This window comes from Comamonas terrigena NBRC 13299 (genome assembly GCF_006740045.1).
Lineage (GTDB): Bacteria > Pseudomonadota > Gammaproteobacteria > Burkholderiales > Burkholderiaceae_C > Comamonas > Comamonas terrigena.
The window spans coordinates 4,033,525-4,045,807 of sequence record NZ_AP019749.1; the positions used below are offsets into that span (position 1 = coordinate 4,033,525).

A 12,283-nucleotide genomic window follows, 5' to 3' on the forward strand; every position below is an offset into this window, starting at 1 on the left:
TGTCTCCTTGGATCTGCGCGCGCTCAGTGCTGCTGGCGGCGCAGCTTCACAAAATCGGGGCTGCGTTTTTCCAGGAAAGCGCCAATGCCTTCGCGGGATTCGTCGGTCTCCTGGGCGCGCACCATGTACTGGGCTTCCAGCTCCAGCTGCTGCTCCAGCGTGTTCCGGGGAGCCTGGCGACACAGGTCCTTGATGCGGGCCATGGCCTGGTCGGGGCCGGAGGCAATCTGCTGGGCCAGTTGCACGGCCTGCTCCAGTGCCGCACCCGGCTCGGTCAGACGGTTCACCGGGCCCAGCTGGGCCAGGCGTTCACCGCTGATGCGCTCGCCCGTCAGGCACAGCTCGGTCAGCACCTGGCGCGAGACGAACTCGGCCAGGAACGCTGTGGCGCCGCCATCCGGTGTCAGCCCCACCTTCACATAGGCCACGGAAAACACGCTGTTGCGGGCCGCCACCAGCATGTCGCAGGCCAGCGCCAGCGACAGTCCGGCACCGGCTGCCGCGCCTTCCACGGCCGCGATCACCGGCTTGGGGCAGTCACGCACGGCGCGGATCAGGTCGTGCAGGCCTTCCAGCTTGGCACGGCGTTCCTCCATTGGCAGCTCACGGCGCTTGGCCAGTTGGCGCAAATCGCCGCCGGCACAGAAATGACCGCCCTCGCCCGTCAGCACCACGGCACCCACGGTGGGATCGGTGGCTGCAGCCGTCAGCGCGGTGGCCACCGCGGCATAAAACTCCGGCGACAGCGCATTGCGCGCCGCCACGTTGTTGTTGGAGAGGATCAGTACCTCGCCCTCACGGCGGGTCAGCAGCGGTTCACTCATGTTCTTGTCTCCGTGTGCAATGAAAGCAGGCGCACCGCCCGGCCTGCACACCGGGGGGTGCACGGCAGGGCTGTGGCGCGGAAAAGCCGGCTTATAAGCGCAGGCCTCAGGCCTGCTGGCTCAGCGCCATGAAGCGCTCCAGATGGTGGTCTTCGTCGCCGAACTGGTGGTCCAGCAGCACCAGGCGCTTGGCATAGTGGGCCAGCGGCAGTTCCCAGGTCATACCGATGCCGCCATGCATCTGGATGCTTTCCTCGGCCACCAGCGCGCCCACATAGCCGGCGGTGTACTTGGCTGCCGCCAGCACTTTCTCACGGGCCACGCCTTCGGCGTTGTCGATGGCATCCGCAGCATTGATGACTGCCGAGCGCATCTGTTCCACTTCCAGCAGCAGATCGGCCATGCGGTGCTGCAGTGCCTGGAAGGTGCCAATCGCCACGCCGAACTGCTTGCGGGTCTGCAGGTATTCCAGCGTGCTTTGCTTGGCCACGTCCATGGCGCCCAGCGCTTCGGCCGCCAGCGCCAGCAGCGCATAGCCTTGAATGCGTTCCAGCACGGCATGGCCCTGGCCTTCGGCGCCCAGCAGCGCGTCGGCATCCAGCTGCACGTTGGTGAACGTCAGCTCGGCCGCACGGCCGCCTTCAAAGCGGCTGTAGCCACGCTTGGCGATGCCGGCGGCATTGCCGTCCACCAGGAACAGGCTGATGCCAGCCGTGTCGAACTGGCCGCCGGCTGTGCGGGCCGACACCAGCAGCAGATCGGCCTTTTCGCCGAACGCCACCACGGCCTTGGCGCCGTTCAGCGTCCAGCCCGTGGCCGACTTGGCGGCGGTGGCCGCCACATTGCTCAGCTCGTAGTGGCTGCCCGGCTCTTCGTGTGCCAGGGTGGCAATCAGGCCGCCGGCAACGATGTCTTCCAGCTTGGCCTTTTGCGCCTGCGTACCGGCAGCGATCAGGGCCTGGCCGACCAGCAGCGCGCCCAGCAGGGGCTCGGCCACCAGGCCGCGGCCCAGGGCTTCAAACACCACGCTGATGTCAAAGCCAGCGCCGCCAAAGCCGCCTTCGCTCTCGGGGAACAGTGCACCAATGGCGCCCAGTTCGGCGAATTGCGCATACAGCGCAGGGCTGTGGCCTTCGTCACCATAGGCCAGCTGGTTGCGGTGCTCGATGCCGTACTGCTCGGAGACAAAGCGGTTCAGGGTGTCCGCCAGCATGCGGCGGTCTTCGGTGTGTGCGAAGTTCATGTCCGTATTCCTTCTCTGATTTCTCTGTCTGCAATCAGAGACCCAGAATCATCTTGGAGATGATGTTCTTCTGGATTTCGTTGGAGCCGCCAAAGATCGACAGCTTGCGGTAGTTGAAGTAGTTGGCAGCGGCCGTGGCGGCTTCGTCCGGGCCGATCGGGGCCTCGGCATAGCCTTCGTACTGGGCTGCGTCGATATAAGGCACAGCGTACGGACCCATGGCACGGCGGATCAGCGACAGGATTTCCTGGCGGATTTCCGTGCCGCGGATCTTCAGCATCGAGCTTTCCGCACCCGGCACGCCGCCCCCGGCCACTGCAGCGATCACGCGCAGGTTGGTGGTCTTCATGTTCTCCAGGTCGATCTCGACCTTGGCCATGCGGGCTGCGAACAGCGGATCCAGGTTCAGCGGCTTGCCGTTCTTGTACACCTTGGCGGCAATCACCTGCAGCTTGGCCAGGGCCGAGATGCAGAAGCCCACGCCGGCAATGCCGGTGCGCTCATAGGTCAGCAGGTACTTGGCGTAGGTCCAGCCCTTGTTTTCTTCGCCCACCAGGTTTTCCACCGGCACCTTCACATCGGTGAAGAAGACTTCATTGACCTCGTGGTCGCCATCCAGCGTGCGGATGGGGCGCAGTTCCACGCCTGGCGAGTTCATGTCGATCAGCAGGAAGCTGATGCCGGCCTGCGCCTTCACTTCGCGGTTGGTGCGCACCAGGCAGAAGATCATGTTGGCGTGCTGGCCCTGGGTGGTCCAGGTCTTCTGGCCATTGACGATGTAGTGGTCACCGTCGCGCACGGCCGTGGTCTTGACCGATGCCAGGTCCGAACCCGCACCGGGTTCGGAATAGCCCTGGCACCACCAGTCTTCCCCGCTCAGGATGCGGGGCAGCCAGTAGTTCTTGTGCGCTTCGCTGCCGTACTTGATCAGCACCGGCCCCAGCATGTTCACGCCGAACGGCACGATGCGGGGGCCGCCAGCCAGGGCGCACTCGGTATCGAAGATGAATTTTTCCACCGCACCCCAACCCGGACCGCCATGCTCCTTGGGCCAGTGGTTGGCATACCAACCGCGCTCATTCAGGATGGCATGCCATTGCGCCTGGTCTTCCTTGGTCAGGCGTTGACCGGCCTTGACCTTCTTGGCGATGTTGGCAGGCAGCTTTTCCTTCAGAAAGGTCTGCACTTCGGCGCGGAACGCCTCTTCTTGGGGGGTGAATTGGAGATCCATCTCGATTCCTCGGCAAAACTAGATCAGAAAATTTCGAAAAGACCGGCCGCGCCCATGCCGCCGGCGATGCACATGGTCACCACGCCGTACTTGGCCTTGCGACGCTGGCCTTCCAGCAGGATGTGGCCGGCCAGACGGGCACCGGTCATGCCGAACGGGTGGCCGATGGAGATGGCGCCGCCATTGACGTTCAGGCGTTCCAGCGGAATGCCCAGCTGGCGTTGGCAATACAGGGCCTGCGATGCAAAGGCTTCGTTCAGCTCCCACAGGTCGATGTCTTCCACCTTCAGCCCATGGCGCTGCAGCAGCTTGGGCACGGCAAACACCGGGCCGATGCCCATTTCATCGGGCTCGCAGCCGGCCACGGCCATGCCGCGGAAAGCACCCAGGGGTTGCAGGCCCAGGCGCTCGGCCTGCTTGGCTTCCATGAGCACGCAGGCGCTGGAGCCATCCGACAGCTGCGAGGCATTGCCTGCGGTCACAAAGTTGCCTGCGCCCTTCACGGGTTCCAGCTTGGCCAGGCCTTCGAGCGTGGTGCCGGGGCGGTTGCAGTTGTCCTTGGTCGCCACCACATCGCGGTAGGTGACTTCGCCCGTGTCCTTGTTCTTCTCGGCCATGCGCGCGGCGCAGGCGATGATTTCATTGGCGAACAGGCCCTTTTCCTGCGCGGCCGCCGTGCGCTGCTGGCTCAGCAGCGAGAAGGCGTCCTGGTCTTCGCGGCTGATGCCATAGCGCTTGGCCACCACATCGGCGGTGTCGATCATGGCCATGAACAGCTCGGGCTTGCGCTCCACCAGCCAGGGATCCAGGTCGGCAGGTGTCCCCAGGGCGCGGGCACCCGAGATGCTTTCCACACCGCCGGCGATCATGGCATCCACCCCTTCGGCCACGATGCGGCCGGCCGCAATGGCGATGGACTGCAGGCCCGAAGCACAGAAACGCGTGACCGTGGTGCCACCGATGGACAGCGGCAGTTCCGCGCGCAGCACGGTCTGGCGGCCCAGGTTCTTGCCCTGCATGCCTTCGGGATTGCCGCAGCCCAGGATCAGGTCCTCGATCATGGCGGGATCGATGCCGGCACGCTCCACGGCGGCCTTGACCGAGTAGGCGGCCAGCTGGGGCGCCGGGGTGACGTTGAACTCACCACGGTGGGACTTGGCCAACGGAGTGCGGGCAGTGGAAACGATGACGGCTTCGCGCATGGTGTTTGTCTCTCTGTGCTTATAGGTTTGAATCGCTGCCTGTGTCCCTGGGGCCCGAATTTCGGATCTTTTGATCTGAAATCCTTGCCTTCAAAGGCCAGGCAGCTCCGTTTTTTGCAGATTGGAGTCGCAGCCCTCCACACCGGCGCTGCCAAGGCAGCAGCCGGTGGGAGACTGCCAGCGGCTCTGCGAACCGCTGGAGGGGGGAGAAACCGGGGGGCTTGCGGCAGCGTGCACTGACGCAAGCCCGGTAACGCTCAGACGGCCTTGTTCAGGCTGTCGAAGTTCTTGCCTTCGGCCACCAGCTTTTGCAACAGCGCGGCGGGCTTCCAGAACAGCGCGTCTTCCTTGGCAAACTCGTTGATGTCGGCCAGCACCTTGTCCAGGCCCACCATGTCGGCGTACTTCATCGGGCCACCGCGGAAGCGCGGGAAGCCGTAGCCGGACAGGAAGGTCACGTCCACGTCCAGGGGGCGCAGGGCAATGCCCTCTTCCACCACCTTGGCGCCTTCATTGACCATGGCAGCCATGTAGCGGCGCATGATTTCGTCGGCGCTGAACTGGCGCGGCGTCACGCCCTTCTTGGCGCGTTCCTTGTCCACAATGGCCAGCACTTCGGGATCGGCCTGGCCCACGCGGGCACCTTGCGGGTACAGGTAGAAGCCGCGTCCGGTCTTCTGACCGAACCAGCCGTTCTCACAGATACGGTCTGCCACTTCCACGTAGCGGGCCTTGGGGTCGCGCGTGGCAGCACGGCGCTTGCGCGTGGCCCAGCCGATGTCGCCACCGGCCAGGTCGGTCACCTGGAAGGGACCCATGGGGTAGCCAAAGCCGCGCACGGCTTCGTCGATCTCGTACGGCGAAGCGCCGTCTTCCATGATGTAGTCGGCCGCCTGCTTGTACACGGCCAGGATGCGGTTGCCGATGAAGCCATCGCAGACGCCGGCGCGCACCGGCACCTTCTTCATCTTCTTGGCCAGCTCGAAAGCCGTGGTCACCACATCGGGGGCCACCTTGGCGGGCACCACGATCTCCAGCAGCTTCATGATGTTGGCCGGGCTGAAGAAGTGCAGGCCGATCACGTCTTGCGGACGGCTGGTGGCGTCAGCAATGGCATCGATGTCCAGGTAAGAGGTGTTGGTAGCCAGCACGGCGCCGGGCTTGCAGACGCGATCCAGCTCCTTGAACACGGCCTTCTTGACTTCCAGGTCCTCGAACACGGCTTCAATCACCAGGTCCACGTCGGCAATCTCATCGTAGCTGGTCGAAGGGGTGTAGCGCGCCATGATGGCAGCCTTGGCCTCTTCGGTCATGCGGCCCTTGGCGATCAGGCCGTTGTAGACCTTTTCCACATTGGCCTGGCCACGGGCGATGGAGTCGGCATCGCGCTCGATCATGGTCACGGTGAGACCGGCGTCCAGCGCGGACACGGTGATGCCGGCGCCCATGGTGCCGCCGCCGATGATGGCGATCTTGGCAAAGTGGCGCGGTGCAGCAGCCTTGGCTTCGGGGATCTTGGCGGTTTCACGCTCGGCAAAGAAAGCGTGCACCAGACCGGCACGCTGCGGGCTGTTCAGGCATTCGGTGAACAGGGCGCGTTCCTTGGCCAGACCTTCGTCAAACGGCAGGTTCACGGCGGCCTGCACGCATTCGATGATCTTCAGCGGCGAGAACAGGCCACGCGCCTTCTTGGCGGTGTCCAGCGCCAGCATCTGCAGGTCGGCCAGGGCCATGGCCTTGTCGGTGATTTCGATGTCGCGGGTGCGGCGCACGGCCGCCTTGGCGGCCAGCAGCTCGTTGGCATACGCCAGACCGGTCGCCTGGGGGTCTTCGCCCTCGACCAGCTTGTCCACCAGACCGGCCGCCAGACCGGCCTTGGCCGACAGGTGCTTGCCGCTGAGCATCAGCTCGGTGGCAGCCTTCACACCCATCAGGCGCGGAGCGCGCTGGGTGCCGCCAGCGCCGGGCAGCAGGCCCAGGCTGACTTCAGGCAGCCCCAGTTTGGCGGCGGGCAGTGCCACGCGATAGTGGGCCGACATGGCCACTTCCAGGCCGCCGCCCAGGGCTGCGCCATGGATGGCCGCGACCACGATCTTGTTCGAGGCTTCGATGCGGTTGCACACCTCGGGCAGCGACGGCGGCACGGGCGGCTTGCCGAATTCACGGATATCCGCGCCGGCGATGAAGGCCTTGCCTTCACCCACGATCAGCACCGCCTGCACGGCGGCATCGGCATCCGCCTGTTCCACCGCCGCCAGCAGACCGGCGCGCACGGCCTGGCCCAGGGCATTGACAGGAGGATTGTGGATGCTGACCACCAGCACCGCACCTTCGCGGCGGGTCTGGACGGCGGGGATGAGGACTTCAGCGTTCATGGCACAGGTCTCCAATATTTTTCGATAACAGGAGCCGGCATTCTTTCCGCGACAAAGCTTCTTTACAATCCCCTGAATTATTGACAGACCGTCAAAAGTTATTTGACAATCATCCTTGAGCAATGCCGTCCTGCGCCGGCGCGGGCCAGACCTGCGTATACCTGGGCACAGCCGGGGATGCCCCGCAACGCATAGCCCCGACCGCACACCACACCTCCATGGACCTCAATGCCCTGACCCTGCTGGTGGAGATCATCGACAGCGGCAACCTGAGCCAGGCTGCCCGCAAGCTGAAGATGACCCGCGCCAACGTCAGCTACCACCTGACCCAGCTGGAAAAAGGCCTGGGCGTGCAGCTGGTCAAACGCACCACGCGGCGGGTGGAGCCCACCGAAGTGGGTCTGCGCCTGTACGAGCATGGCCGCAACATCCGCAACGAACTGGCCGCGGCCCAGGAAACCATCACCAGCCTGGGCGAGGAACTGCAGGGGCGCGTGGGCATCAGCGTGCCCAGCGGCTACGGGCAGATCGTCATGAGCGACTGGCTGATCGAATTCAAGCGCCTGTATCCCGGCATCGTGCTGGACGTGCTGTTCGAAAACCGGGCCGACAACCTGCGCGATGAGGTGGACATCGCCATCCGCGTGATCCAGGATCCCCCGCTGTCGGTGGTGGCACGCAGCCTGGGCAATGTGCGCTATGTGGCCTGTGCATCGCTGGACTATGCCGCCCAGCACGGCCTGCCACAGACCTTGCTGGAGCTGCGCAATGCGCCACTGATCACCGCCGGGGTGATGGGCCGCCAGTTGCGCCTGTCGGCCTATCAGGGGCTGGAGCGCCAGGAAGTGGTGCTGGAGCCCACACTGATTTCCGAGCACTTTCCGTTTCTGCGCCAGGGCATTCTGGCCGGACTGGGCGTGGGCCTGGTGCCCGACTATGTGGTGCAGGATGCCGTGGCCAGCGGCGAGGTGTTGACCACGCTGCAGGAATACCGGCTGAGCATCTTCGGCACCCACCTGTATCTGCTGTACCTGCCCAACCGCCACCAGACCCGGGCGGTGCGCACCTGCATCGATTTCCTGCTGGAAAAGGCCCGCAGCCGGGGCGACACCAGCGCCAGCTGAAGCACCAAACAGCATGAAAAAAAGGAGCGCCTTCGGCACTCCTTTTTGGCCTCCGCAGAAGGAGGGTGAGGGTCAATGGCGACCGTAGCCACGGCCGTAGCCACGCGGCCCCGGCCCCCAGCCATGACCGCGAGGGCCCCAGTAACCGGGCCGCCAGTCATAGCGCGATCCGCCCCACAGCCAGATCCCCGGCGTCCAGACATAGGCGGCACTGGGTGCCACCGGCACCACCTCATAGCGTGCCGGTGGCGGCGAGCCATAGGTGGTGTAGCCGTAACCGGCATCCACCGGCGCCACCACGCAGCCGCCCAGCAACGCGACGCTGCCCAGCAATGCCGCTCCCAGCGAACGGCGCAGGGTGTGATTCAACAAGGTGGTCATGGCCACTCCTTCCATACAGTGCCTGCAGGGCTGCAGGCGGAAACTCTCGGCAGCGGGACTCAATCCCGGTCGCGGTCCGGTCCATGGCGGCGATTTTCAGAACGCTCCCTGTCCGTGCGCCCGCCCGGTCCCGGCCGGGGTCCTGGTGCAGGTGACGCCGCCTGGGGCGGCTGTGGGCGCGCACCTGGGGGCGGAGCCGGTTGTTCTGGACGCGGGCGATCGGGGCGCCCTCCCCATTCCGGTCGCGGCCCCGGAGCCGGGCCCGCTCCAGGCCCCGGACGAGGCGGTTGAATCTGCGGCCGCTCCGGCGGACGCGGCGGTGGCTGAAAACCCGGCCGCGATGGCGACGGCACGCCCCATCCCGGTCGTTCCGGCCGCGGAGGAGGCGGCGGCGGGGGCTGGAAACTCGGGCGCGGTGGGGGTGGAACGCCCCAGCCCGGCCGTGCCGGCTCCCGCCACAGCGGTGCGCGGTGCGGCGGCTCCCAGCGCCCCGGGCGCCAGTCGTAGCGACTGCCTCCCCAGAACCAGTCCCCACTCACCCAGACATAGTCCGGGTACGGCGACACCGTGCGGTATTCCACACGGGGTGGCGGGGGCGAGCCGTACTGGGTGTAGACCACGGTGCTGGAGTCGTAATAGCCCGCGCTGCTGTACCCACTGTCCACTGGCGGTACCACACAGCCAGTCAGTGCGGCAGCGCCGACGGCAGCCACCAAAACCGCCAGCACCCGGCCTGCGGGCCGTGCCGCATGGCGGACAGGGCCAGCAGCAGGGGAAACAACGGTCTGAGTCATACAGTGGCTCCAGTAGATACACCTATAACGAACAACCCCGGTCATATGCTGACCGGGGTTGTCATCTGGGGCGTAAAGCGAGGGTAAAGACCTCGCTCGAATTGTTGCTGCCCGCCTGTTCAGGCGGCGCCCGCCCGCAAGCAGCGAGCGGCTTACTGGGCGCTGTTTTGCAGCGCAGCAATGCGCTCTTCAATCGGCGGGTGGCTGGAGAACAGCTTGCCGATATTGCCGGTGATCCCCATGGCCTGGATGCTCTTGGGCAGCTCGCCGGGCACCATGCCGCCCAGGCGGGCCAGGGCGTTGACCATGGGCTGCTTGCGGCCCATCAGCTGGGCGGCACCGGCGTCGGCACGGAATTCACGCTGGCGCGAGAACCAGGCCACGATGATGGCTGCCACAAAGCCCAGCAGGATGTCCATCACGATGGTGGTCACGTAGTAGCCGATGCCGGGGCCGGAGCTGCTCGATTCGCCCTTGCGCAGAAAGCTGTCCACGCCATAGCCGATCACGCGCGAGAGGAAGACCACAAAGGTGTTCATCACCCCCTGGATCAGCGTCATGGTCACCATGTCGCCGTTGGCAATGTGGGCCACTTCGTGGCCGATCACGGCCTCCACCTCTTCGCGCGTCATGCCTTGCAGCAGACCGGTGGACACCGCCACCAGCGCGTTGTTCTTGAAGGCACCGGTGGCGAAGGCATTGGGCTCGCCTTCGTAGATGCCGACTTCGGGCATGCCGATGCCGGCCTTCTGTGCAAAGTTCTGCACCGTCTGCACGATCCAGGCTTCATCGGCGTTGCGGGGCTGGTCGATCACGTGCACGCCCGAGCTCCACTTGGCCACGGGCTTGGAGATCAGCAGCGAGATGATGGCGCCGCCAAAACCCATGATGAAGGCAAAGCCCAGCAGGGCGCCCAGGTTCAGGCCATTGGCGGTCAGAAAGCGGTTCACGCCCAGCAGGCTGGCCGTGATGCCGAGCACCGCCACGACGGCGATGTTGGTCAGAAGAAAAAGTGCAATACGTTTCATGGGGGTTGTTGCTCCACGCGGGGGAAAACAGGACAAAGCCCTACAGCAGGTGAAATGGGGCCGGACCCTGCAATTTCAAGCGGTTGTCACCTCTGCAGGCCCCAAAGTTATCGTGGTATTGCTGGGACGCTGGCCGCGAAATACGAGGGAGTCATCATAGAAGGAAAAGTTCGTATTTTCCGGCCACCACCCCGGCACCCCCAGCACCGGCAGCGGGGCAAATGGCTTGGCCGCCAAGGCGGCGGCCTGCAGCAGGGGCTGGCGGGCCAGCGCAGCATCGCACAGAGCAGGCATGTCGGCGCAGCCGGGCAGCGCCTGCGTACCGTCTGTCGGCAGGCACAGCAGGTGGGCGGTGATGGGCTTGCGCGGTGCCGCCAGCTTCTCCAGCAGTGCATGGCCCACAGGCAGCAGGCGACTGTGCACCCACAACGGGCGCAGCGCCACCATCAGGCGCTGCCAGTCGCGGGCATGCAGCGCATCGATCAGCGGCTGCGGCGCCCACCAGACGGCACCGTTCTCGTCCAGCACCGTGAGTGCATCGCGCAACGGCCCACGCCGCGCTCCCACGCCCGCGCTGGCAATTTCAGCCGCCTGCAGCCGGTTCATCTGCAGCTTGAGCTGGGGCCAGTGCAGCCACACCAGTCCGTTGAAAAAATCGTGCAGGTTGTCCCGCGTGGGCACGCAGCGCTGCGCATGGATGAAGGCTTCATAGGCCATGCCCGCGGGCAGATCGGCCTGGGGCACAAAGCGCAGGCCGATGGCCTGCAGCGCAGGAGGCACCGCGCTGTTGAGCACGGCATGCACCGGCAGCCCTTGGCCCAGTTGCTGCGCCAAAGGCGCGCCCACGGCACGCAGGCTCTCCAGCCAGGGGCGGGACCAGTCGATGGCGCACCAGTCCGGGTGCAAGACAAGCGACGGGCCGGGTGGGCAGGCGGAAAAAGCGGCAGACATGGCCCCGATTGTCAGGCCACGGCTCAGTTGCCGACGGTGCGGTGGTAGCCGTTGCCGTTGCCGTTGCCGTTGCCAGCATTCGCCTTGTGCGCCCATTTGCCGCGCACCGCCACGCGCGAGGTGCCTTCGTCGCGCATCTCGAAGGCCTGGGTGGCAGCCAGCAGCTTGGACAAGGTGGCATAGCCATAGTTGCGGGCATCGAACGAGGCCTTGTTGGCAATCTGCGTGCCCAGTGCACCCACCGAGGCCCAGCCCTCTTCGTCCTGCATGGCCTGCACGGCATCGCGCAGCAGGTGCATCAGTCGGTGGTCCTGGCGCAGTTCACCGCCCGGCACACGCAGCCCTTGCTGGGGCAGCCTGGCAGGGGCCACCACCGCCACCGGGGGACCGGCATGGGCCGCCGGGGCCGGTGGCGGCGCCGGAGCAGGCACAGAGATCGCCCGCTCCGCCGGCTTCCCGCCAGCTGCCGCCGCCTCGGTGCGTGGCGGCGCGGGCCGCGGCTCCACCGTGCTGCTGCCGGTCCCACCCTCGCCTTCGATCTGGGTTTCCGCATCCTTGCCCGACAGGCTGCCCAGCGCCTCCAGATACAGAAAGCGCGAGCAGGCGTTGACGAAGGGCTTGGGTGTCTGGGCCATGCCAAAGCCATAGACGGCCGCCCCCTTGGCACGCAGGTGCATGACCAGCGGGGTGAAGTCGGCGTCCGAGGAGACGATGCCGAACGCATCCGGCTTCTCGGTGTACAGCAGCTCCATGGCATCCACCGTCATGGCCATGTCGGTGGCGTTCTTGCGCTTGGAATAGTCGTACTGCTGCATGGGACGCAGCGCAAATTCCAGCAGCTTGGATTCCCAGCTCTTGAGCCCGGCCTTGGTCCAGTTGCCGTAGGCACGGCGGATGTTGATCACCCCCAGGGTGGACAGCTCGTTCAGGATCTCGTCGATCATCTCGGCCGGCGCGTTGTCGGCGTCGATCAACAGGGCGATGCGCAACTGGGTTTCTGCCATGGCTGCAGGCTCTCCTTCAGGAATCTGCCCACAGCCTACACGAGCCCCCGTCTCGGCGAAACCCAGCCAGCCCAGGGCCGTGCAGCCTAGCAGGCACCACGGACACCTTCGCAAGCGGGGCCGGCC

Annotated in this window: 11 protein-coding genes; 1 reads left to right on the plus strand and 10 read right to left on the minus strand. The window is 65.7% G+C overall.

What is annotated here, in order from left to right; all coding sequences use genetic code 11:
• Positions 1–23: 23 nt before the first annotated feature.
• The 5 genes from CT3_RS18255 to CT3_RS18275 all read right to left on the minus strand — a co-directional run bounded on the left by CT3_RS18255 (position 24) and on the right by CT3_RS18275 (position 6,875).
• Positions 24–824, minus strand: coding sequence for an oxepin-CoA hydrolase, alternative type (locus tag CT3_RS18255; protein WP_066540887.1), 801 nt, complete (start codon positions 822–824; stop codon positions 24–26).
• A gap of 106 nt (positions 825–930) precedes the next feature.
• Positions 931–2,067, minus strand: coding sequence for an acyl-CoA dehydrogenase family protein (locus tag CT3_RS18260; protein ID WP_066540892.1), 1,137 nt, complete (start codon positions 2,065–2,067; stop codon positions 931–933).
• A gap of 34 nt (positions 2,068–2,101) precedes the next feature.
• Positions 2,102–3,298, minus strand: a complete 1,197-nt coding sequence (locus CT3_RS18265; RefSeq protein ID WP_066540894.1) for an acyl-CoA dehydrogenase family protein — start codon at positions 3,296–3,298, stop codon at positions 2,102–2,104.
• Positions 3,299–3,321: 23 nt separating this feature from the next.
• The gene (locus CT3_RS18270) at positions 3,322–4,500 is read right to left on the minus strand and encodes an acetyl-CoA C-acyltransferase (protein WP_066540896.1); all 1,179 of its coding nucleotides are present in this window, start codon (positions 4,498–4,500) and stop codon (positions 3,322–3,324) included.
• Between the two features lie 257 nt (positions 4,501–4,757).
• Positions 4,758–6,875: a 3-hydroxyacyl-CoA dehydrogenase NAD-binding domain-containing protein gene (locus CT3_RS18275; protein ID WP_066540898.1), complete on the minus strand. Its 2,118-nt coding sequence runs from the start codon at positions 6,873–6,875 to the stop codon at positions 4,758–4,760.
• 218 nt (positions 6,876–7,093) lie between these two features.
• Between CT3_RS18275 and CT3_RS18280 the strand changes: the two genes are divergently transcribed.
• Positions 7,094–7,999: a LysR family transcriptional regulator gene (locus CT3_RS18280; protein ID WP_066541511.1), complete on the plus strand. Its 906-nt coding sequence runs from the start codon at positions 7,094–7,096 to the stop codon at positions 7,997–7,999.
• Positions 8,000–8,071: 72 nt separating this feature from the next.
• Here the strand turns inward: CT3_RS18280 and CT3_RS18285 are convergent, their stop codons facing one another.
• From CT3_RS18285 to CT3_RS18305, 5 genes are all read right to left on the minus strand, one after another.
• Positions 8,072–8,380 (minus strand): YXWGXW repeat-containing protein, encoded by a 309-nt coding sequence (locus CT3_RS18285; protein ID WP_066541512.1) that lies wholly within the window; start codon positions 8,378–8,380, stop codon positions 8,072–8,074.
• A gap of 59 nt (positions 8,381–8,439) precedes the next feature.
• Complete coding sequence (locus CT3_RS21615; RefSeq protein ID WP_083520597.1) at positions 8,440–9,219, minus strand: YXWGXW repeat-containing protein; 780 nt, start codon at positions 9,217–9,219, stop codon at positions 8,440–8,442.
• Between the two features lie 107 nt (positions 9,220–9,326).
• Positions 9,327–10,202, minus strand: coding sequence for a protease HtpX (htpX, locus tag CT3_RS18295; RefSeq protein WP_066540899.1), 876 nt, complete (start codon positions 10,200–10,202; stop codon positions 9,327–9,329).
• A 75-nt stretch (positions 10,203–10,277) separates the two neighbouring features.
• On the minus strand, positions 10,278–11,153 hold the full coding sequence (locus CT3_RS18300) for a DUF3025 domain-containing protein (protein WP_083520598.1): 876 nt from the start codon (positions 11,151–11,153) through the stop codon (positions 10,278–10,280).
• Positions 11,154–11,176: 23 nt separating this feature from the next.
• Positions 11,177–12,157 carry an NYN domain-containing protein gene (locus CT3_RS18305; RefSeq protein ID WP_066540901.1) on the minus strand — a complete coding sequence of 327 codons (981 nt, stop codon included), beginning with the start codon at positions 12,155–12,157 and terminating at the stop codon, positions 11,177–11,179.
• Between the last annotated feature and the right edge of the window lie 126 nt (positions 12,158–12,283).